We start from the raw sequence: 22,753 nt of genomic DNA, 5'->3' as shown, positions 1-22,753 counted from the left end.
GGGCCACGAAGTGCCGCCACCTTGATCTCTGGCAAGTTTGCGCTGCCTGTGCCGCCATCGCCGTATCGGCACACAGGGACAATCTCAGTATCTTTATTGTTAATCGCCACTATTTATTCTGTTCTCATACAAAATAGTATTTATTAATCATAATTAAATTCATCATTTCTATATTAAAAAAGAAACGCTAAGACTTTATTTTTCATTTTTATCGTGCCATTATCATGCTTGTTATTAGCCTTTTGTTTATGCATCAAGAAGTTTTTTATGACCTTCCCGACTGTATGCCAGTGCAGTCGGGATTTTTTTTGCCTGTAGCGCCCTTCAATAAAAACATACTCAACATTAATAATTACATCAACACACATCAGCAAAACACATAAACAAATGAATTTCATGGTAATTTAAAATACAAAAAACATCATATATATTACTTTAATTATAAAAGAAATATTTTGAAATATTTAATATAACTTTGTTTCATTTATATCCTGAAATAAATTGAACTCTCAATATAGTATTCGAACACGTAACGCCGGATGACGTTACTATATTCACATGCGTTATCATGCAAAGGAAAGTATAATGAAAATTAAAGCACTGGCACTGCTGGTTCCTGCCTTATTAATGGCAGGCGCGGTAAATGCGGCGGAAATGTATAATAAAGACGGCAATAAAGTTGATCTGTACGGTAAGATCGACGCACGTCACACATTTTCCGACAACGCTGGCGATGACGGCGATGAAACCTACGTGCAAATCGGTTTCAAAGGCGAAACCCAGATTACCAACGACCTGACTGGCTACGGCCAGTGGGAATACAAAACCTACGCTAACGACACCGAAGGCGCTGGTGACAAATCCTTCAACCGCCTGGCGTTTGCTGGCCTGAAGTTTGCCAACTTTGGTTCCTTCGATTATGGCCGTAACTACGGTACCGTATACGACATTGAAGGCTGGACCGATATGCTGCCGGTATTCGGCGGCGACTCTTACACCTGGACCGACAACTTTATGGTTGGCCGTACCAACGGCGTAGCAACCTACCGTAACAGCGATTTCTTCGGTCTGGTCAACGGCTGGAACTTTGCGCTGCAGTATCAGGGCGCTAACGAAAGCGGTTCAAACAACCAGGAAGGGACGAAAAATGGTCATAACAGCGTTCGTTTCCAGAACGGTGATGGCTACAGCATGTCCACAACGTTTGATTTCGCTGATGCGGTCCCTGAATTACAGGGTTTAAGCATTGGCGCAGCCTACGCAACATCCGATCGTACCAACGATCAGGTTGCCTATGCTGGTGTTAACAATCGCTATGGTAACGGTAAAAACGGTAGTGTAAGCGCCGGCGGCGATAAAGCTGACGTCTGGACCGTTGGTGCGAAATACGACGCCTACAACGTTTATCTGGCAATGATGTATGCGGAAACCCGCAACATGACGCCGTTTGGCGATGATGGTATTGCCAACAAAACACAAAACTTCGAAGTCACCGCACAGTATCAGTTCGACTTCGGTCTGCGTCCGTCTCTGGCGTGGGTTTACTCCCGTGGCGTAGACGTTGGTGTTCACACCAACAGCAACGGTTCTTACCTGACCGACCAGGATCTGGTGAACTATGTTGACCTGGGTGCAACCTACTACTTCAACAAGAACTTCTCCACCTATGTTGATTACAAAATTAACCTGCTGGATGAAGATTCACAGTTCTACAGCGCCAACGGCATCTCTACCGACGATATCGTTGGTGTAGGCATGACCTACCAGTTCTAAGCTGTACGCGACAAGCAAAGCCCGCATTATTTTGCGGGCTTTTTACTGATTTCAGATTACGGCGCTTCCTGCAGCGCCAGACGCACAAAGCCGTTATTTTGCGCCAGCAGTTCATGGGCTTTCCAGGCATCCATCCCGGTAAGCACCATCAGTACCGCAGTTTTACAGTTATGGTCACAACTTTCCAGCGCCGCTTTCGCCGCCGCGCGCGTGCAGCCGCCCGCCTCCATCACAATCGCAATCTGCCGTTCCATCATCTGCGTCGTGTTGCCGCGAATATCAACACGCATATTGCTGTAGACCCGGCCAGTACGGACGGCCAACGCAGTGGTCAACATATTGAGCACATGCTTCTGCGCGAGAATCGCCTTCGGATTACCATAGCCCGCCACCACTTCCGCGCCGGTTTGCGGCGCAATGACGATATCGGCGAGCTCGGCGGCTTCGCTGTGCACGTTGCGGGTAATCAGCGCCCTTGTCGCCCCCAATGACCAGGCATGGCGCATGGCGCCCCATAACCACGGTGTTTTGCCGCGAACGGAGAGCCCGATCAGCATGTCTTTTTGCGTAAACCCGATGGCCTGCAGATCCAGCACACCGCGGTTATAGTCCTGCCCCGCCTCGCGCATGTCGTGCAGCATCGCCAGCGCCCCGCCCGCGATCAGCCCCACCAGCGGATGTTTTTCATCCGGCGCGTACTCATTAGCGGCCAGCACCGCGTTCCGGCCCGAAGCGCCCGCGCCGACAATCACCACCCGGCCACCGTGGCTTAAGGTTGCCACCGCGCGGTCGACCAGACGTGTAAGTTCATCAAGACAGGAGGCGACAGCATCTGAAACTATCTTATCATCTTGATTAATAAGACTTAACATATCGTGAGTGGACAGTCGGTCAATTTCAGCGGTCGTCGAACTGCGTCTTTCCATGACTGAACCTGCAAGCTTAATGCTCATAAACGGACTCCTTATTATGGGTTCTTCAACAATACTAAAGTGTTTTGTATGGAAAGCTCTGCGAGTACGGTCACAAAGAAAGGTTTGGTTTTGTCAGGACACGATGGCTTTAAGAAAAGGGATACATCGGCGATAATGATTTTTTGCCGTTGATAATAGAAGGTTTTCATGCGCAATATGCCACAACAGCCACCTCAGGCTAAGCGCCCGATGAAGCTCAGTACGCTGGTGACGCTGATGGTGTGCAGCGTGATTATTTCCGTCCTTTTGGTGGTTTACGCCTTCTATTTCATGCAGATCACTAAAGCGACTCGCACCGGCCTGCAGGACAAGGCCTTTGCCATCGCCCGCACGCTGGCTGATTCACCGGAGATCAAACGCGGGCTCACCGGGTCGCCTGAACACAATATCATTCAGCCGATTGCGACAGCGGTACAGCAGCGCAATGGCCTGCTGTATGCCGTTATCACCAACATGGATGCGGTGCGCTACTCGCACCCCAACACCCATCTGATTGGCCAGCACTTTATCGGCGCCGATCTCCAGCCTGCGCTCAAAGGCCATGAGAATCTGTCCATTAACCACGGCGTGCTGGCCGAGGCGCTACGCGTCTTTTCGCCCATCTACAATGACCAACACCAGCAAATTGGCGTGGCTATCGTCGGTATCTCACTTCAGAAAGTGGACGAACAAATTAGCGCAGCGCGGTGGACCGCTATCTGGTTCGTCTTGTTTAGCGCGGTCGTTGGCACGCTGGGGATCTGGGGGCTGGTGCGCGTGCTGAAAAATATCCTGTTTGGCTTCGAGCCGCATGAGATTTCCAGGATGTTCGAGCAGCGCCAGGCCATGCTGCAATCCATGCGCGAAGGCGTTATAGCCGTTGACGACAAAGGCCGTGTGACCCTGATTAATCAGGCTGCGCGTCACATTCTTTTTTCTGCCGATGCCCATGCTTTAGGCGCTGAGCAACACGCGCCGCTGCTCACTAACCTCAAAGAAGTGCTCGCCAGCGGCTCGCCGGTGACCGACCGTGAAATGGGCTGCAACGGCCGTCTGCTGCTGTGTAACATCGTTCCGCTGCGCAACAACAAGCGCGTCATTGGCGCCATCGGCACTTTCCGCGATAAAACCGAGGTTAGCCAGTTGATGCAGCGTATGGATGGGCTGGTCAACTATATCGACGCCCTGCGTGCCCATTCCCATGAATTTATGAACAAACTGCACGTCATTCTTGGGTTACTGCACATGAAGCGCTACGACAAGCTCGAAGACTACATTCTGCAAACCGCTCAGAACTATCAGGCGGATATTGGTACGCTGCAGCATAAAATAAAATCACCGATTATTGCCGGTTTCCTGCTGGGTAAAATCAACCGCGCGGGCGACGTGGGGGTGAATTTGACGCTGGCCGAAGAGAGTCTGGTGCCCGATAATCCAAACGAAGAACAGGTGGCGGTTCTGGTGACCGTGCTTGGCAACCTGATTGAGAACGCCCTGGACGCCATGGCCGGCCAGGGCGAAGGTGAAATTGGCCTGCTGCTACACTACCAGAATGGCTGGCTGAGCGCCGAAGTCAGCGACGATGGCCCGGGGATTGACCCGGTGCGCATCGACGCTATTTTCAATAAAGGATTTTCAACCAAAGGCGAAAACCGCGGCGTCGGGCTGTTCCTGGCCCGTCAGCAGACGGAGAACCTTGGCGGAACGCTTTCCGTCGAGTCAGAGCCTGGCGTATTTACGCAATTTTTTGTACATATTCCGTGGGATAGCGAGAGGAACAGGCGTGATTAATGTGTTAATAGTCGATGATGATGCCATGGTGGCCGACCTGAATCGTTGCTATATCGAGAGGGTGGACGGTTTTGCCTGCTGCGGTATCGCTTCAACACTCCAGCAGGCGCGAGACAAGCTGCTGGATCCTGCGCTGTCTATCGACCTGATCCTGCTGGATGTTTATATGCAGCAGGACAACGGGCTGGATCTGCTGCCTGAGGTGCGTAACGCAGGACGCGCGATTGACGTTATCATGATCTCCTCCGCCTCCGATGCCGCCACCGTTCAGACTTCGCTGCGCTACGGCGTGGTGGACTATCTGATTAAGCCTTTCCAGTTCCCGCGTTTTGAAGAAGCGCTGCTGAGCTGGCGCGAGAAAAAGCAGCTGATGGGGAGTCACGCCTACTATGAACAGGCCGATGTCGACCGCCTGCTGCACGGTGGCTCGCCCGAACTGGCAGACACCAAACGGCTGCCGAAAGGGTTGACGCCACAGACCCTGCGCACGCTGTGCCAGTGGATTGATGCGCATCCGGAAACGGAGTTTTCCACCGACGATCTGGCGCAGGCGGTGAATATTTCCCGCGTGTCATGCCGTAAATATCTGATCTGGCTTGCCCAAATCAACATTCTCTTTACCAGTATTCACTACGGGGCGACAGGCCGTCCGGTCTATCGCTATCGCCTGCAGCCGGAACAATACGGCCTGCTCAAACAGTACTGTCAGTAAGGCGATACTCGTTATCCAACAGCGTGAAACGATAGAGGTGGGCCGATGACAGGACCACCTCTTTCTTTTTCGTCACAAAAATCGCCTCAATATCCGGCCTTGCGCGCAGCGCCGCACAGCCCTTTTCGACCCCCATGCCATACATCAGCGTGGTCCAGATATCACCATCGATGGAGTTTGCGCTGACGATCGTCACGCTATTGAGTTCATTATTCAGTGGGTAGCCGGTACGCGGGTCGAGAATATGGTGATACAGCTGGCCGTCTTGTTCAAAAAATCGCTCATAAACACCGGAGGTCACGACCGACTTGTTTTCGACGTCGAGCGTGCCAATCATCGCGCCTGCGGTAGAGAACGGTTTTTTCAGGCCAATTGACCACCCGCCCTCCGGCATGCCCAGCGTTTGTACGTTACCGCCAAGATTGATAAGCCCCTGCGCCACGCCTTCCTGACGTAAAAAATCGCGCACACGGTCGGCAATATACCCTTTGGCGATCGCACCGAGATCGATCTCCATTCCCGGCTGCGCCAGAAAAACGCTCTCATCGTCGTCGTTGAGGATGACCTGCTCGTGCCTGGTCAGCGTCAGCAGATGCGTAATTTCATCCGCTGGCGGCACGCTGTCGCCCTTAAAGCCAATCCGCCAGCGCTTCACCAACGGCCCAATAGCCAGGTTAAAAGCGCTCTGTGGTAGCTCGCTTGCCGCTTTTGCGCATTTGATCAGGGCGTAAACCGGGCTACTGACCTTCACCGCACGTTGGCCCGCCGCATGATTGATATCCATCACCTGCGACTGAGCACGGTTTACGGTCAGCAGATCTTCATACTGTTTAATCAGACGGAACACGCGGGAGGCGAGCGCCTCGTCGTGGACGAAGAGTTTTAGCAGGATGGGCGAGCCCATCAGAATCGCGGAATAACTGTATACCCGAGTGGTATCTGACATCAAAATCCCCCTTCACTTCAGTTGAAATAGCCCGGCAACGCCGGGCTATGGGACTGTGCCATCCGTTCGTTATGCTGATTCCAGCATGGCCCAGGGTACCTGCTGCGCGCGCAACGCAGCCTGATGGCCGGCGAGCGTACCAAAGATAATAATATCAGCAACGGCGTTTCCGCCAATACGGTTGCCACCGTGAATACCACCGACCACTTCACCGGCAGCATAAGCGCCTGGAATCACCTGTTTTTGCGCATTCAGCACGTGAGTTTCGGTATTAATGGTTACCCCACCCATGGTGTGGTGTACGCCCGGCGCAATCTGAATCGCGTGGAACGGCCCTTCATTAATCGGCGCACGCAGCGCGGTTTTACGACCAAACTCTTCGTCGTCCTGTTTCGCCACGGCATCGTTATAGCGGGCAAGCGTTGCCAGGAAAGTCTCTTCGTCTAATCCGAGTTTAGCCGCCAGTTCACTCGCCGTGCTGGCGCTGGTCACCAGACCTTTGGCGATATACTCATCCGCTGCTTTATTTTTGCTACGGACGTGTTCGTCAAAGACGATATAGGCGTAATGTTCCGGCAGCGCAATGATCGCCGCAGAGACTTTATCGCGGGTCTCCATTTCGTTAAAGAAGCGGTTGCCTTGCTGGCTCACCAGAATTGCGCCGCCGCCGCGGATGGATTCCGAGACCAGATAAGAGGTTTTCTGTTCCACCGTCGGGTGAATCTGGATTTCGCCCATATCCACCGTGCCAGCACCAATACGCTCCAGCAATGCAATGCCGCCGCCGGTTGCGCCTTTGTGGTTGGTGGTTACGAAGCCCGCCAGATCCGGACGGTATTTCACCACCATCTCGCTGTTAGCACTGAAACCGCCGGTCGCCACGATGATGCTACGAGTCGGAATGGTGACGCTTTCCTGCTCGTCGGTCAGCAGACGCACCGCCGCCACTTCGCCGCCTTCCATTACAATATCGACCACCGAAGTGTCGAGCATGACATCAATTCCACGTTTCGTGACGTTACGCACAAGGCCACTGATGAGATAACCACCAACGGCAGAACCGTCTTTCGGGCGGTGAGTACGGTCAATACTCATGCCACCGGTGGTGGTGATATCGTTCAGCATGATGCCGCGATCCGCCAGCCATTCGATCGCCTGCGGTGCATTTTCCACAAAGCGATGCAACAGCGCCGGGTTGTTTTTGTTTTTACCGCCCTTCAGCGTTTCGGCGTAGAACAGTTCTTTACTATCCTGAATACCTTTCACGCGCTGGAAGCGGGTTTCCGCCGCGTTCATCCCGGCAGAGGCTTTAATGGTGTTACCACCGATAGTCGGCATTTTTTCGACGATCAGCACGCTCGCGCCATCATCATGAGCCTGAATTGCCGCCGCCAGACCGGCGCCACCGCTGCCAACGACAACCACGTCGTAGGCTTTTGGCGCAGCGGCATCGCCGCCCTCTTCCGCCGCCAGCGCTTTACTGGATTTCACCATCGCTTTGGAGACCGCTTTTTTCACCGCCTCGCTCTGGCTGGTTGCACCGGAAATGGCGTCAACATGTGGTGTATTCGCGTCGAGAATACGGGAACGAATCTCTTCAAAGCTGGTGACGAACTCAACGTCTTGATCGACGCCACCGGTCAGCTCGATATCGGCAATTCGGTCGGTTTCCAGGCTTACGTTAATGACCAGTTCACCGGCATCATCCTGAACGGTCTCCACAAACACGCCCGGCTTAAATTTTGACACCGTCATGCTCATATCGCGGATCATCGCTTCCACCAGCGAGAAGCGCCACAACGGTTCCGGAATGTTCAGCGCTTCACGCTGGGTGCTGTCAATAAACAGATCCAGCGTCTGGCCATCCGCAATACGGTCCGCCCAGTCCGGATATGCAATGCAGGCACGGCCGACGGCCACCAGGTCGTAACCGTGTTCCATTGCGCTCTCGATGTCGTTGTCGTTTACCACGCCGCCAACGCCCATGACCGGTACCTGCGCCAGCGTTTCAGAGCGCATGGCCACATATTTTTCAATCAGCGGCGTCGGGTCATTGGTCTCAACGATAGACGGGCGCAGGGTCGCGCCAACGGAGAAGTGCAGGTAGTCCAGGCCACGTGCGGCCAGTTTTTCCAGCAGATACATTGTGTCGTCGAAGCGGATCCCCGGGACTTCCATCTCTTCCGGCGAGAAGCGATAGCCGATAATAAAGGCATCATCCGCATACTGGCGCACCATTTTGTGGGTGATCTCCAGCACCGCCAGCGGGAATTTGGCGCGGTTGTCACGGCTGCCGCCCCACTCGTCGTCGCGTTGGTTGGAGTTTGGGGAATAGAATTGCTGAATCAGATAGGTATTAGCACCGTGCAGTTCCACACCGTCGAAACCGGCCTGGATAGCGCGGCGCACCGCTTCACCAAATTTACCCACCATGCCTTCCACTTCTGCCGTGGTCAACGCAACCGGTGTCGCAGCGCCTTCGCGCGGTGCGGCCACGGCGCTTGGCCCGACCGGTGTACGCCCACCGATCAGCTTCGGATCAACCATACGGCCACCGTGATAAATTTGCAGCAGCGCTTTGGAACCCTGGGATTTGATGGCTTCGGCAATTTTCGCCAGCCCGGCAATTTTATCGTCGCTGTCGATACCCAGCGCCCCTGGGAAAGCCAGGCCTAAGTCATCAACAAAACAGCATTCGACGATGATGGTACCGATACGCCCGGCACGAGCACGGTAGTACTCCACCAGTTCGCTGCTAACTGAGCCATCGAAATAACCCGAACACGTCGTCATAGGCGCCATAAACAGACGGTTTTTCAGCTCTGTGCCATTGGGCAAGGTAAAGGAGCTAAGTACGCGATGATCACTGTTCATAAGAATAAACTCCAAACTTTAAAAGATTTAAATTCAAGAATTCGGGATCGGGCTGCATTTGAGTTATTTGTTATGCCGATATCATGATATTAATATAGCGATAATTTTAGTTACTAAAGTCATTACGTTAGTTATAAAACTATTTAATCCCTCGAATAACAGGAATACCTCCATGGTGTTACTAATTACAATATAATTCGTTCACAATTATTTAATATAAGCCGTGCTAAATACCACTTCAAAATCAGTGGACAAACCACTTAGAATGCAGAATAAAACACAACAAAATCAATCACATAATAATTAACAAAGGCATTAAAAACACTCAATATATAATTTTCACCGCCTTCATGAGTCGTTAATAACCTATAATCTAATAGGGTTATTCGTCGCAGCATAAAAATAACACCATGATTGTCTTTTTTTGATCGCGATCAATTGCAATAGCCTTTAAAAGCGCATTATATGAATATAAGAATTTTTCAGATTGGCGCTAAATAAAATAGCGTTAATTACCTATACTCGAAATTGCCCGCAGTACTTTTGAAACATAAATAAAGTAAAAAAACTAAAAAAAGCAGCCGGCAGTTTTTGCGAATCGAATTATTAACTACTTATAGAAGCGTAATATGAACGAGAAATCTGCGACATCGCACTCGCCGACGCCGGTGAGTAAACCGAAAGACGGCAAGAAAAACCGTCTTGTGATGATGGCCCTGCCCATTATCGTGGCCGTGCTGTTACTTTTCGTCCCGGTTCCTGACGGGCTTCCTCCTTATGCCTGGCACTACTTTGCTATCTTCGTCGGCGTGATCGTGGGTCTTATCTTCGAACCGCTCCCGGGCGCCGTGATTGGCCTGACTGGCGTCGTCGCCATCGCGCTGTGCAGCCAATGGGTGCTGTTTAGCCCGGAACAGATGGCTGCCGATAAATTCCATCTGGCGGGTGCGTCCTTTAAATGGGCGGTCAGCGGTTTTGGTAACTCTACCGTGTGGCTGATCTTTGGCGCCTTTATGTTTGCCGCCGGCTACGATAAGACCCGCTTTGGCCGCCGACTGGCGCTGATTCTGGTGAAATATCTGGGCCGCCGCAGCCTGACGCTTGGCTATGCCATCACGCTGGCGGACCTGCTTCTGGCGCCGTTTACTCCCTCTAACACCGCGCGCAGCGGCGGGACCATCTACCCGATTATCGCCAACCTGCCGCCGCTGTATGGCTCCAAACCGAACGATCCGAGCGCTCGCAAAATCGGCTCATACCTGATGTGGGTGGCTATCACCGCCGCTTGTATTACCAGCTCGATGTTCCTCTCAGCCCTCGCCCCTAACCTGCTGGCGCTGGCGCTGGTGAAAAGCATTGTCGGTATCAACATTTCCTGGGGTACCTGGTTTATCGCCTTCCTGCCGCTCGGCGTGCTGCTTATCCTCACCATGCCGCTGCTGGCCTACTGGTTCTACCCACCGGAAGTGAAGGTGAACGATGAGGTGCCGCTGTGGGCCGCTCGTGAGCTGGAGAAACTGGGTAAACTGTCTCGCAATGAAATTCTGCTGCTGGTGTTTGTCTGCTGTGCGCTGATGATGTGGATCTTCGCCGCGGCGTGGATTGAACCGGCAATGGCCGCCCTGCTGATCATCGGCCTGATGCTGTGGACCGGTGTGCTGGAGTGGAACGACATTACCGGCAACAAAGCCGCGTGGAACACTTTCGTGTGGTTCGCTACCCTTGTGGCCCTGGCCGACGGCCTCTCTTCCACCGGCTTTATCGGCTGGCTGGGTAAAGAAGGCGGTATGCTGATGAGCGGTATCTCGCCGGGCGTAGCGACCATCATACTGCTGCTGGCGTTCTATCTGCTGCACTACCTGTTTGCCAGCACCACCGCGCACACCACTGCGCTACTGCCAGCAATGCTCACCATTGCCTCGACCATTCCGGGTATGAATATGGAAGTGTTCGTGCTGCTGATGGTGACCTCGCTGGGTATCATGGGGATCATCACCCCATACGGCACCGGCCCAAGCCCGATTTACTACGGCAGCGGCTATCTGCCAACCAAAGACTACTGGCGCCTTGGCACCATCTTTGGCGGCATCTTCCTGGTCGCCCTGCTGGTCATCGGCTACCCGTGGATGTCTATGATGTTCTGATTCATAACCGTCGGCGGGCAACCTCCGGCGGTTTTATTTTTATGGAGTGAAGAGCTATGTCGAACAAACCGTTTGTCTACCAGGACCCCTTCCCACTGTCTCATGACGATACCGAATACTATCTGCTGAGCCGTGAACACGTCTCCGTTGCCCAGTTTGACGGTCAGGATGTTCTCAAGGTTGAGCCAGAAGCGTTAACGCTGTTGGCCCAGCAGGCGTTCCACGATGCGGCTTTTATGCTGCGCCCTTCTCATCAGCAGCAGGTTGCTGCCATTCTCAGCGACCCGGAAGCCAGTGAAAACGATAAATACGTGGCGCTGCAGTTCCTGCGTAACTCCGACATCGCCGCGAAAGGCGTGCTGCCGACCTGCCAGGACACCGGCACCGCGATCATCATGGGTAAAAAGGGCCAGCGCGTATGGACCGGGGGTGGCGATGAAGCCGCGCTGTCGCAGGGCGTGTATAACACCTATATCTCCGACAACCTGCGCTATTCGCAGAATGCCGCGCTGGACATGTATAAAGAAGTGAATACCGGCACTAACCTGCCGGCACAGATTGACCTCTACAGCGTGGATGGCGACGAATATAAATTCCTGTGTATCGCCAAAGGCGGCGGTTCCGCGAACAAAACGTATCTGTATCAGGAAACCAAGGCGCTGATCACCCCGGCAAAACTGAAAAATTACCTGGTTGAGAAGATGCGTACGCTGGGGACAGCAGCCTGCCCGCCGTATCACATTGCGTTTGTTATCGGCGGGACGTCGGCGGAATCAACGCTGAAAACCGTCAAGCTGGCCTCCACTCGCTACTACGACGGTCTGCCGACCGAAGGTAACGAACACGGTCAGGCGTTCCGCGACGTGAAGCTGGAACAGGAGCTTATGGAAGAAGCGCGTAACCTCGGTCTTGGCGCGCAATTTGGCGGTAAATATTTCGCCCATGATATCCGCGTAATCCGCCTGCCGCGTCACGGCGCATCATGTCCGATTGGGATGGGCGTCTCCTGCTCTGCCGACCGTAACATTAAGGCTAAAATCAACCGTGACGGTATCTGGATTGAAAAACTGGAGCACAATCCCGCGCAGTATATTCCCGAGGCGCTGCGTCAGCAGGGTGAAGGCGATGCGGTCAGCATCAACCTCAACCAGCCAATGAGCGATATTCTGGCCCAGTTGTCCGCTCACCCGGTCTCTACCCGTCTGTCGCTGAACGGCACCATTATCGTGGCCCGTGACATTGCGCACGCGAAACTCAAAGAGCTACTGGATAACGGTGAACCGCTGCCGCAATACGTCAAAGACCATCCTGTTTACTACGCCGGCCCGGCAAAAACGCCAGAAGGTTATGCCTCCGGCTCCTTAGGCCCAACCACCGCAGGCCGTATGGACTCCTATGTTGACCTGCTGCAGTCTCACGGTGCCAGCATGGTGATGCTGGCGAAAGGTAACCGTAGCCAGCAGGTGACTGACGCCTGTCACAAGCACGGGGGTTTCTACCTTGGCAGCATCGGCGGCCCGGCCGCCGTGTTAGCGCAAACCAGCATCAAGAGCCTGGAATGCGTGGCCTACCCGGAACTGGGTATGGAGGCCATCTGGAAAATTGAGGTAGAGAACTTCCCGGCGTTTATTCTGGTGGATGATAAAGGGAATGATTTCTTCCAGCAGATACAGAACAAGCAGTGCGCGGGGTGTGCGCAGCGATAATCTATCGCTCTGCCTTGATTAATATCTTTTTCTGATATCAAGCTAGCATTTATTCAATGCTAGCTTTTTTTATGGCGGTAAGAAAATATTTCAATTCTGTACAATACATCTAAAAACGAAACGTAATGCATTTATCAATTAACGTCAATTAAACGCAAGCCATGATTTATTTATAATTAAACCTCAGGAAATTCGACCAGAATACGCGATTGCGCTCATTTATTGATCAAATACATTCATTGAGTAAATATAGGATTAGGGCTAACGTCCTATTCACCTGAAGAATAAACATTAAAAATAACAACCTACTCAATACATAACATTACATTTATCGAATTAATAAAATCGTTAATTCAAATAATACTCTGTCCGTCATTATCACAAAACAATATGAAGGACTTTTAAAATGCGTCATACAGCTCGATTGACACTGCTTTCCCAGTGCATTCTTCTGTCTCTTTCGGCAATCTCAGGTTCTGCGCTCGCTGACCAAACCGATCCCTGCACCGGTACATCAACAACGACCTGTGGCTTTCAGGATAAAACCAGCACAGGACCAAACGGCACCTCATTGATTTTTGTAAACAATAATGGCTCTGCCATTATGAGTGACGCCCAGAATAGCAACGCGATATATCTGTGGGATCAGACAGCCGGAGATACGCAGTCCTTAACGGTAAATGGTACCGATATGTCCGGAACATATATTCAAGGTGGTTATATTGGCACCAAAAATATCACTCTGAATAATGCCACCACCGATATGATTGAAGCTGGTAATAATACCAGCGGCGATTCTACAAACGTTAACCTGGCAATTAATAACTCGACCTTAAACGGCGAAGACGACAGCACGGCATATGGTTACAAACCAGCCCAGGGTAACAAAGCTTACATGGACGGCGCGGCACTCTTTGTCGATTCCGGATCTAACGCTGGTACCAATAATATCAGCATCAAAAATGGCAGCTCGCTAATGGGCTCTGTGTATGCTGTCACGGGCGGGGATAATAATATCTCGATGTCCGACAGCTCGATCGGCGGTACAAATGGTTCAACGGGAGCCATTTATGCTATGAGTAATGGCGGCAATAATACCATTACTCTGGAGAATAGTACTGTCGTTGGCTCGGCCAGCGAACCGACAGACAAAACTCTTTTAAAATATTTTGAAGATAATATCTCTGGCAATAGCAATGCGTCCACCATTGATAATCTGCTGAACGGTAGCACCATCGCCATGGGCGTATCCGGCACTCAGGCTTCAAGCGTTGCGCTGAGCAATAGTAAAGTTACCGGTGATATTGCCATGGTAGGCACCGGCAGCAGTTCCACTGCAAGCCTAAACCTGAGCGGAAACAGCAACGTTACTGGCGATATCATCCTCGCCGATCACAGCGCCGCAACCGTATCAATGAGCGACAGCACATTAACCGGCAACATTGATGCGACGAATGAAGGCAACACCGCTGTCGCACTGAACAACGCGACGGTCAATGGCAATATCACCACCGGCACGGGTAATGATTCCATCACATTAGCGAATAATTCACATGTGACTGGCACTGTCGACGGCGGTACGGGCGCCGATACGCTTTCCCTGGATGCGGGGAGCTCAGTTGATGGGTCTATCGCTCAGTTCGAAACCGTCAACACCGCAGGTAATAACAGCCTGACCGTTGATACCATTGAAGATAACACCACCTGGAATATCCAATCCGGTTCTACGCTGTTTGTAACCAACACCACCGGTAGTAACGTACAGGTCAATATGTCTTCCGACAGCCTGGTGAACTTAGGCACCGTTGGCGCGACAGCGAACAGCAATCTGGTGGTCAGCAACACCTCGATGAGCACCGCAAACCAGCAGAATCTGGCGATTGCTACCTATACCACCAGCGCCAGCAACCCATCGAATGCCGTCTCCGTCGCCTTCAGCAACGGCGCACAGCAGGTTGAGAGCCGCAACGGGGCTTACAACTACAACAACAGCCTGACGCAGCAAGCGCAGCCGAGCACGGTGTCCAACGGCCTGCTGCAAGCCAACAACGATACCGTGTACAACGTCATGTTCAGCAGCTCTCGCGGCGACCTCGCCAGCGACGTGCAGGGGATGATCGCCGGTCTGGATGCCGCCAAACAAGCCGGCCGCATGATCACCGACGATCTGGCGAACCGCCTGACCCAGGTACACTTGCAGAATCTGTTCGGCCACGGCGTTGATGGTGCGCAGGTCTGGGGTGATTTCCTCTACCAGAACGGCGATTACAGCGATGACGTTGACTATAAAGATATTACTCAGGGCGTACAGGGCGGTGTGGACTGGACCACGCATCTGAACAATGGCGACAGCCTGACCGGCGGTATCGCACTGGGCTGGACCCGCAGCCGTGACCGCAGCACCAACGGCGGTAGCAACAACTTTAACGACAGCGTCTATGGTAACTACTACAGCGTGTACGGTGGCTGGCAACAGTCGCTGCATGACAACCTGTGGGGCATGTTCGTTGACGGCAGCTTCAGCTATGGCGATATGCGCTATTCCACTTCAGCCAACAACGTTAGCAACGCCACGACCGGCATGACCCAGGCTCTGGACGGGTCTTCCGACGGCAATCTGTACACCACCCAAGCGCGGGCGGGCGTTAACGTCGTACTGCCAGGTGAAACCGTTATCCAGCCTTACGCAACCCTCGGCTGGGATAAAGCGCAAGAAGACGGCTTCTCTGACCAGGCCATCACCTTCGGCGACAGCCAGGTATCGGAATGGAACACCGGCATCGGTATGCGGGTGACCACCAAACTGGCGGATCTCAATAAAAACGTTGAGCTGTATCCATGGCTGGATGCGCGCTATCAAACCGAGTTTAGCGATAACTCCGATATCAAAGCGGCGGACTATCACAACACCAACGGTCATAACGCCACCATGGGTATCTTCGGCGCAGGGATTAATACCACCATCGGTAAAGATTTCTCTCTGAATACCGGCGTGTACTTCGGTACCGGCGATGTGGATAACGATGCCAGCGTCCAGGCAGGCGTAAGTTACCACTTCTAATCACTCTTCAGGCCCTGACTCTTCAGGGCCTTTTTTATACCCTCCCAGCTTGTCCACTATACGTACTCTCACTTCATCCTGTTAATTTGTCGCCTTTCCAACCTCTCCATCTCACATTTTTCCGCATTACACATTTTGTATAGTAAACAAAAGCTCTACACTTCCGCCATCGTTTCCAACAACAGGACAGCAACCATGAGATTAGGACTGGATATCGGCGGGACAAAGATAGAGGCAGTGGTATTAGATGATGGGGGGGAAATCATCTATCGGCAGCGCTACGCTACGCCAAAACAGCGCTATGAGGATTTCTTGCAGGCTGTCATCAGCGCCATTCATGCTGCGCGCGACGCCACACAACACAATATCTCCATAGGTCTGGGAATACCGGGCGCCGCAGGCCGCGACGGTTTAATCAAAAATTCGAACATCCTGGTGCTAAATCAGCAGCCATTTGTCCAGCACCTCGAGCAGCAGCTTGCCATGCCCGTTGCCGTAACCAATGACGCTAACTGCTTTACCTTATCGGAAGCCATCGACGGCGCAGGTAAAGACTACGACGTCGTCTTCGGCGTTATCTTAGGCACCGGGTGCGGTGGCGGTCTGTGCGTCGACAACCGTTTGATTACCGGGCCCAATGCCTGTGCTGGCGAATGGGGGCACAACGCGCTTCCTCACTATCACCCCGAGAAAGACGGTGCCAGCGAGGTTTGCTACTGCGGGCAAACCAACTGTATCGAGAGTTTTATCTCCGGTAGCGGCCTGGAAAGGCAATATTTCCAGATATTTAGTAAACATGATAAGGTACCGGAAATTATTGCTCAGCTGAATGCGGGGAATACGGTGATTGCCGCGCTATGGGATCGCTATCAGGACCAGGTGGCGCGCGCGCTAGCGGGAATCGTGAATACCCTCGATCCGGATGCCATCGTGCTTGGCGGCGGGGTGTCGAATATTCCACAGCTGTATACCGGCCTGCAGGAACGCATTGCGCAGTATGTCTTTGGTAAGCAATGCTGTACCCCTGTCGTACAGGCGCGCCATGGTGACAGCAGCGGCGTGCGTGGCGCAGCCTGGCTTGGGGCGCAACGTCGATAACACACATCGAGAGAGAGATGGCTAAAGCAGTCAGAATTCGCGATATTGCCGCCGCGTGCGGCGTATCGCCAGGAGCGGTATCCCGCGCACTGAAAGGTCAACCCGGCCTGCGCGAGGAAACCCGGCAGCGCATCATCGCCGCTGCCGAGCAGCAGGGTTACGATTTTTCGCGCCTGCGCAGCGATAAAATAAAACGCGTTCTGTTTTTGCTCCATCGGCAACACAATATCAACCGCGCGCTGCCCTTCTATTCGCCGCTGTTTTTGGCCATTGAGGCCGAGTGTCGTGAACAGGGTATCGCCTTGAGTTTTCTGGCAACCGGCCCCGGTGACGCGCTGGCTGAACAGGTGATGCTTCACCGGCCTGATGCGCTAATCTGCGCCGGTTTTTTTGAGCCAGAGCTAATAGCCCTGCTGGAACAGCTAAAGCTGCCGCTGGTCCTGGTCGATCTCTGGTCGCCGGGTCTGCCCTGCATCAACCCCGATAATATGCAGGGCGGCTACCTTGCCACCCGTCATTTGTTGTCGCTGGGCCGTAAGCGCATCGCTTTTCTCGCCAGCACGCTGTCACACTACAGTATCCGTCAGCGTGAAAAAGGCTATCGCCAGGCGCTGTATGAGGCTCAGCTGCTGATGCCTCCGGAGTACGAGGCCATCGCGCTACCGCAACTTGATACCGAGCAATCCCTGGTGCGCGCCATTCACGAGCTTTTCGATCTCGCCGAGCCGCCGGATGCGATTTTTGCCTACAACGATGCCACCGCGCTGCTGGTGTTAGCGGTGTGCGCCGAACGTGGGCTACGCGTGCCACAAGACATTGCATTGGTGGGGTTTGATGATATTGAACCTGCGGCATGGTCGCAGCCGCCGTTAACCACCATTGCGGTCGATAAGCAGCGATTGGGGCGCGAAGCGCTGGCGGTATTGTTGTCCGGGCAAATGGAAACCAACATTCTGCTGCCGGTAGAACTGGTGGTACGCGCCAGCTCTGGCGCGTAACGGACTATCGTCAATGCCCGGCTCAGCGTTCTCGCCTCGTCCGGGCTCTCCTGAACGCTTATGGCGTCACCATATTGAACCAGAATTCGAATTTATCCATATAGCTTAGCATCTCGTCCAGCTTCGCATGATTGCCGGTGACGCGTACGTCTCCCTGCGCTTCCGCCTGCTGCAACGATTCTTGCTTCAGGATAATTTTGTTGAGGGTTTCGCGGTTAAGCACAATGGTGGCGTCCGGGTTGCTGGCCTGAACGTTCGCGCTATGGTTCAGCACGCCGTTTTCCAGCTCCAGCTTGTATTTGCCCCCCTCGCCGCCGAGATCGACGTTAAACACCGCTTTCGCGTTCGCCGCCTTTTCGCCGTTAATATGCACCGCCAGATAGTCGAAGAACATCTCCGGCGACATCGCCTTGACGGTATCCGGGCTGGCCGTATTTGGCGTAGGTCCTTTCACCACGCCGTTACGCAGTTCCTGCGCGCCGGTCAGGTAGAAGTTACGCCACGGGCCTGACTCAGCTTGATAACCCAGCTGTTCCAGCGCATCTGCCTCCAGATTACGTGCCGCCTGGTTACTCGGATCAGCGAAGACGATTTGGTTGGTGACCTGCGCCACCCAGCGATAGTGCCCCTGCGCGTAGTCAGCTTTCGCTTTTTGCATAATGGCATCCGCACCGCCCATATAATCGACATATTTCTTCGCGGCATCGGTCGGTGCCAGCTCGTCGAGGGTGGCCGGGTTGCCATTAAACCAACCGAGGTAAAACACGTAAGTCGCCTTCACGTCATGACTCACGGAGCCATAATAACCGCGGCTGGCCCATGAGTTTGCCAGGCCCGACGGCAGCTTGAAGTTAGCGGCAATTTCATCGCGGGTCAGGCCCTGGTTAGCCAAACGTAACGTCTGGTCGTTGATATAACGATACATATCGCGTTGACTTTTCATCAACTTAACGACGTTTTCATTGCCCCAGGTCGGCCAGTGGTGCTGAGCGATAATAATTTTCGCCTTACCGCCCCAGCGATCAATCACATCATTGACATACTTCGACCACGCCAGCGGATCACGAATTTTCGCGCCGCGCAGAGAGTAAGTGTTGTGGAGGGTGTGGGTTACGTCTTCCGCCGCTTCGATCATCCCCTTCTCTTCCACATACCACAGCATTTCTGAAGGTGCTTCCGAACCTGGCGCCATCATAAAGTCATAGGTCAGGCCATCGATGACCTCTTTTTGCCCGGTGTGGGTAATGTAATCAGTCGGCTCAATTAACGTCACGGTCCCTGCGGACGTGGTGGTTCCCAGCCCTGCGCCCACCTGACCTTTGGCCCCCGGCTTCAGCAGGTTGCCGTACATATAGCTGGCACGCCGACTCATGGCATTGCCGGCCATAATGTTTTCCGACACGGCTTCCTGCATAAAGCCTGCGGGCGCGTAAACTTTTACCTTACCGGATTTCACGTCGGCCTCATCCACCACGCCACGTACGCCGCCGTAGTGATCCACATGGCTGTGGGTATAGATAATCGCAACAACGGGCTTCTTACCGCGATTTTTGTAGTACAGGTCCATCCCGACTTTCGCCGTTTCGGCGGAAACTAATGGATCAATGACCGTGATCCCCTCTTTGCCTTCCATGATGGTCATATTGGAGAGGTCGAGGTTACGGATCTGGTAGACGCCGTCGGTGACTTCAAACAGGCCGCCGATGTTGATCAACTGAGACTGACGCCACAGGCTCGGGTTGACAGTATCCGGTGCTTTCTCTCCCTCTTTGATGAAGTTGTACTGCTGAGGATTCCATACCACGTTGCCGGCTGCGCCTTTAATCAACTCCTGTGGCAGTGGAGCAATAAAACCCTTATGCGCATTCATAAAGTCGGTCTGGTCGGCGAACGGCAGGGTTTTGTACAGCGCGTCATTGCTCGTTTTGGTCTGTACCGTGGCATCGTTTCCCATTTCCTGTGCCATAACAGGCAGAGAAATCAGGGATGTTGAGCACACGCCGGCAATAGCCATCCAGCCAACCATTTTATTCAGTTTCATAAAACCTCTGTTTTTACATTTCGCCGCACAGGAAAGAAAATATTGATATAAATAATCAGCGGCAGGTGACATCTAACGAAAATAACAATGGCATTAAGCTAGCACCGGCAGAGATACAGAGGAAAAGATAAGTCATTTAAATTTAAATTTGGACGTCAAGACTTCGTATCATTTAAAAATGGATAAATCAACACTCGCGATATCGCAGCGAAAAAAGATAATGAGCAGCATATTCATTTATCTCAGGAAAACTAATGCGTAAACTGCTGCTTATGGTGTTGACATTCTGGCTAGCGGGCTGCACTTCACAACCTCCCGCCATGCTGACGAAAATTGACGCGATCCAAATTCCTGTCGTACAAAATGGCTCGCCATCAGCTGACGTTGCTGCAATGAGTTCACTCTATCAGCAGAATAAATCGATTCTTGATAATACAACGCTGAATCTGAAGACGGACTATCTGCTGAATGTGAAAACGGCGGAAATATTTGACGAGCACAGTCAGGCGCATCAGGTTTATATCTCTCTATCAAAACTTGATCAAATTCGACTGATGAACAACCTCTATTTGAAGGAGCAGAACGCGGCTGGATTACAGCAAGTCAATGAGGTCCTTCGACCTCTTACCGAGGTATGATTAAAGGCTACCGTCTGAGGCGGTAGCCTTTAATCTTTAGGAGGAACGTTTTATTAAAAGCGTTCCGGTAAATTATGCAGTTCCGTAAGATAGCCGCCACGTTTAAACGTTATATAGTGGCCGCTCTTCAATGCTGATAGCACGTTTAATATGCTACTGCGCGACAGGTGCGTACGTTCCTGAATATAATCAAGAATCGATACGCGCATGCGCATCTCTTCCGGCAGTTGGCTCATATCCAGCAAATGGTTACGAATCACCGAGTAGGTCCGCTGCTGAACCACCAGCGCATCGCGATAAAAAAGATAGGCAGTGTGGTAAGACAGCAGCGCGGCAACGTCTTCCCACACCCCGTGCTGACGAAACATCTCCATCGCGGTGTTTGCATCGACGCGCAGGATCGTGGACTCGGTTTCGGCACGCAGCAAATGGCCCCGTACGGGCTGGATCATTTCGGCAATGCCAAACAGGTGCGGGTCATAAACGGAGACAATCAAGAGCCCGTCGGAAGCCCTGAGGATTGACAGCTCACCTTGCTGAAACAGGTACAGCTGGGGCTGGTTTTTGTATGTCCAGGTCATGCGCTTTCGCGGCACAACCTTCATTTTTTCGGCAATCGGCTCAAGCAGTGCCGTCAAACGCTGGATACTTTGTTCCGGGCGGATAGGCGGTAAAATATGCATAGAAATACCTGATTAGTTCCATTCCTTACGATTATAGAGCGCAACAGGATGTCCGTAAAAATTGCACAATTAAGCATTTACGCATATCCCGAACCCGCGATAAACCGCAACTTTGTTTAAATCTAAACAAAGTAAGCAATTCCCTGGCCTATCATTATAGAAACGGCGACCAGGGTCGCCGACTCAAAATGCTCGCCAGATAAGTACCGCGATCCCCGCAAATAGCGCCCATTTAACGATGTAGTACACCGCCTTATTCCATTTTTTCAGCCGTTTTCCCACAATACGAATCTGATAAATATAACGAAAACTACGATTAATGCCGCCGATACGGTCGCCGACGTCATTCGGCGCTACCGCCGCACTCATTAAATTGCGTCCCAGCCAATGGTTTACCCTTTGCGCCCAGCGGTAACGCATAGGGCGCTCAATATCGCAGAACAAAATCAGGCGATTCTCACCGCTTGTATTTTCTGCGTAGTGTATATAGGTTTCATCAAACAGAACCCCTTCACCATCACGCCAGCTATAGCGTTCGCCGTCGACCTCAATAAAGCAACGATCGTCATTGGGCGTCAACAGACCCAGGTGGAAACGCAATGAGCCTGCATAAGGGTCACGATGACGCGGTAAGCGACTACCGTCAGGCAGCGTAGCAAACATCGCCGCCTTCACTGAGGGAATGCTACGCAACAGTTCGGTGGTTCTCGGGCACAGTGTGCTGGCCGACGGATGCGCTTCCTCATACCATTTCAGGTAGAAACGTTTCCATCCGGTTTTAAAAAATGAGTTAAAGCCAGCGTCGTTGTATTTTTCGGCCGCTTTAATTTTCTCCATATTTTGCAGATGGACCCCTTCGTCACGAATCACTTCCCAGTGTTCCTGTAACACAGCAAGCTCGGGAAAAGCGTCTGGGCGGAGATATGGCGTATTGTCGACGCGCGAGAAAAGATACATAAAACCATTCAACGGTGCCGTGAACGTCGAATGATCGGAAAGCTGGCGCCAGAAGCGAAACCGCACCTTTCCCCGGAAATGCACATAGAGCACGGAAATAATAATTATCAGCAGAATGATGTACTTCATCTTTGCTCACCCGACCATAGGTTACTTTAAACGTTTCGTTCGATGACCGCGGCATCAGAAATCCGCAGCCCAAAAATCTTAGCAAAGAAAATCTGCCACGAACAAAATCAGCGGGCAAAAGCGATGAGCAGAGCAAAAATGTCGGACTGCGCCACCAGCACGAACGGCAGCTATCCCTTCTGATTCAGAATAATACCACCACTAAATTAACAGTATGGTTAACAGTCTCTTTTGTGAAATAACGTTATG

15 protein-coding genes are annotated in these 22,753 nt (G+C 52.5%); 9 read left to right on the top strand and 6 right to left on the bottom strand.

Going from position 1 to position 22,753, the window contains the following annotated elements; translation table 11 throughout:
* Positions 1-585 precede the first annotated feature (585 nt).
* Entirely contained in the window at positions 586-1,773 is a 1,188-nt protein-coding gene (gene ompC / locus GY169_RS08845; RefSeq protein ID WP_163448944.1) for a porin OmpC, read from the top strand.
* 56 nt (positions 1,774-1,829) lie between these two features.
* Here the strand turns inward: ompC and GY169_RS08840 are convergent, their stop codons facing one another.
* Positions 1,830-2,726, bottom strand: a complete 897-nt coding sequence (locus GY169_RS08840) for an N-acetylmuramic acid 6-phosphate etherase (protein WP_167575522.1) — start codon at positions 2,724-2,726, stop codon at positions 1,830-1,832.
* A gap of 168 nt (positions 2,727-2,894) precedes the next feature.
* On the opposite strand from GY169_RS08840, the gene GY169_RS08835 reads away from it, so the two are divergent.
* Together GY169_RS08835 and dcuR are read left to right on the top strand one after the other, a co-directional pair.
* Positions 2,895-4,517, top strand: coding sequence for a sensor histidine kinase (locus GY169_RS08835; protein WP_167575521.1), 1,623 nt, complete (start codon positions 2,895-2,897; stop codon positions 4,515-4,517).
* Positions 4,510-5,229 carry a two-component system response regulator DcuR gene (gene dcuR, locus GY169_RS08830; protein ID WP_163448941.1) on the top strand — a complete coding sequence of 240 codons (720 nt, stop codon included), beginning with the start codon at positions 4,510-4,512 and terminating at the stop codon, positions 5,227-5,229. The genes GY169_RS08835 and dcuR overlap by 8 nt, the downstream gene beginning before the upstream one ends.
* Here the strand turns inward: dcuR and GY169_RS08825 are convergent.
* A complete protein-coding gene (locus tag GY169_RS08825) occupies positions 5,210-6,175 on the bottom strand; it encodes an FAD:protein FMN transferase (protein WP_167575520.1) in 966 nt (321 codons plus the stop codon). The genes dcuR and GY169_RS08825 overlap by 20 nt on opposite strands.
* A gap of 69 nt (positions 6,176-6,244) precedes the next feature.
* Positions 6,245-9,049 carry a flavocytochrome c gene (locus GY169_RS08820; protein WP_167575519.1) on the bottom strand — a complete coding sequence of 935 codons (2,805 nt, stop codon included), beginning with the start codon at positions 9,047-9,049 and terminating at the stop codon, positions 6,245-6,247.
* Positions 9,050-9,678: 629 nt separating this feature from the next.
* On the opposite strand from GY169_RS08820, the gene GY169_RS08815 reads away from it, so the two are divergent.
* From GY169_RS08815 to GY169_RS08795, 5 genes are all read left to right on the top strand, one after another.
* Positions 9,679-11,193, top strand: a complete 1,515-nt coding sequence (locus tag GY169_RS08815; RefSeq protein WP_191091024.1) for an anion permease — start codon at positions 9,679-9,681, stop codon at positions 11,191-11,193.
* A gap of 56 nt (positions 11,194-11,249) precedes the next feature.
* A complete protein-coding gene (gene fumA / locus GY169_RS08810) occupies positions 11,250-12,899 on the top strand; it encodes a class I fumarate hydratase FumA (RefSeq protein ID WP_163449331.1) in 1,650 nt (549 codons plus the stop codon).
* 691 nt (positions 12,900-13,590) lie between these two features.
* The gene (locus GY169_RS08805; protein ID WP_223882156.1) at positions 13,591-15,960 is read left to right on the top strand and encodes an autotransporter domain-containing protein; all 2,370 of its coding nucleotides are present in this window, start codon (positions 13,591-13,593) and stop codon (positions 15,958-15,960) included.
* Between the two features lie 195 nt (positions 15,961-16,155).
* On the top strand, positions 16,156-17,058 hold the full coding sequence (locus GY169_RS08800; protein WP_163449329.1) for an ROK family protein: 903 nt from the start codon (positions 16,156-16,158) through the stop codon (positions 17,056-17,058).
* Positions 17,059-17,075: 17 nt separating this feature from the next.
* Positions 17,076-18,056: a LacI family DNA-binding transcriptional regulator gene (locus tag GY169_RS08795; protein WP_167575517.1), complete on the top strand. Its 981-nt coding sequence runs from the start codon at positions 17,076-17,078 to the stop codon at positions 18,054-18,056.
* 58 nt (positions 18,057-18,114) lie between these two features.
* Here the strand turns inward: GY169_RS08795 and GY169_RS08790 are convergent, their stop codons facing one another.
* Positions 18,115-20,097, bottom strand: coding sequence for an alkyl/aryl-sulfatase (locus GY169_RS08790; protein ID WP_167575516.1), 1,983 nt, complete (start codon positions 20,095-20,097; stop codon positions 18,115-18,117).
* A gap of 254 nt (positions 20,098-20,351) precedes the next feature.
* On the opposite strand from GY169_RS08790, the gene GY169_RS08785 reads away from it, so the two are divergent.
* The gene (locus tag GY169_RS08785) at positions 20,352-20,735 is read left to right on the top strand and encodes a hypothetical protein (RefSeq protein ID WP_167575515.1); all 384 of its coding nucleotides are present in this window, start codon (positions 20,352-20,354) and stop codon (positions 20,733-20,735) included.
* Positions 20,736-20,788: 53 nt separating this feature from the next.
* Here the strand turns inward: GY169_RS08785 and GY169_RS08780 are convergent, their stop codons facing one another.
* Complete coding sequence (locus GY169_RS08780; RefSeq protein WP_167575514.1) at positions 20,789-21,418, bottom strand: winged helix-turn-helix transcriptional regulator; 630 nt, start codon at positions 21,416-21,418, stop codon at positions 20,789-20,791.
* Between the two features lie 183 nt (positions 21,419-21,601).
* A complete protein-coding gene (gene lpxO, locus GY169_RS08775; RefSeq protein ID WP_167575513.1) occupies positions 21,602-22,504 on the bottom strand; it encodes a lipid A hydroxylase LpxO in 903 nt (300 codons plus the stop codon).
* Between the last annotated feature and the right edge of the window lie 249 nt (positions 22,505-22,753).

Source organism: Kluyvera genomosp. 3 (assembly GCF_011765685.1).
Lineage (GTDB): Bacteria > Pseudomonadota > Gammaproteobacteria > Enterobacterales > Enterobacteriaceae > Kluyvera > Kluyvera georgiana_A.
Note: the sequence above shows the minus strand (reverse complement) of the source record. Positions and strands in the feature narration are given on the sequence as shown.

Bases quoted from the DNA above. Each gene is read 5' to 3' on its own strand.
- ompC (WP_163448944.1), top strand. From the start codon at position 586: ATGAAAATTAAAGCACTGGCACTGCTGGTTCCTGCCTTATTAATGGCA.
- GY169_RS08840 (WP_167575522.1), bottom strand. From the start codon at position 2,726: ATGAGCATTAAGCTTGCAGGTTCAGTCATGGAAAGACGCAGTTCGACG.
- GY169_RS08835 (WP_167575521.1), top strand. From the start codon at position 2,895: ATGCGCAATATGCCACAACAGCCACCTCAGGCTAAGCGCCCGATGAAG.
- GY169_RS08825 (WP_167575520.1), bottom strand. From the start codon at position 6,175: ATGTCAGATACCACTCGGGTATACAGTTATTCCGCGATTCTGATGGGC.
- GY169_RS08820 (WP_167575519.1), bottom strand. From the start codon at position 9,049: ATGAACAGTGATCATCGCGTACTTAGCTCCTTTACCTTGCCCAATGGC.
- GY169_RS08815 (WP_191091024.1), top strand. From the start codon at position 9,679: ATGAACGAGAAATCTGCGACATCGCACTCGCCGACGCCGGTGAGTAAA.
- fumA (WP_163449331.1), top strand. From the start codon at position 11,250: ATGTCGAACAAACCGTTTGTCTACCAGGACCCCTTCCCACTGTCTCAT.
- GY169_RS08805 (WP_223882156.1), top strand. From the start codon at position 13,591: ATGTCCGGAACATATATTCAAGGTGGTTATATTGGCACCAAAAATATC.
- GY169_RS08800 (WP_163449329.1), top strand. From the start codon at position 16,156: ATGAGATTAGGACTGGATATCGGCGGGACAAAGATAGAGGCAGTGGTA.
- GY169_RS08795 (WP_167575517.1), top strand. From the start codon at position 17,076: ATGGCTAAAGCAGTCAGAATTCGCGATATTGCCGCCGCGTGCGGCGTA.
- GY169_RS08790 (WP_167575516.1), bottom strand. From the start codon at position 20,097: ATGAAACTGAATAAAATGGTTGGCTGGATGGCTATTGCCGGCGTGTGC.
- GY169_RS08785 (WP_167575515.1), top strand. From the start codon at position 20,352: ATGCGTAAACTGCTGCTTATGGTGTTGACATTCTGGCTAGCGGGCTGC.
- GY169_RS08780 (WP_167575514.1), bottom strand. From the start codon at position 21,418: ATGCATATTTTACCGCCTATCCGCCCGGAACAAAGTATCCAGCGTTTG.
- lpxO (WP_167575513.1), bottom strand. From the start codon at position 22,504: ATGAAGTACATCATTCTGCTGATAATTATTATTTCCGTGCTCTATGTG.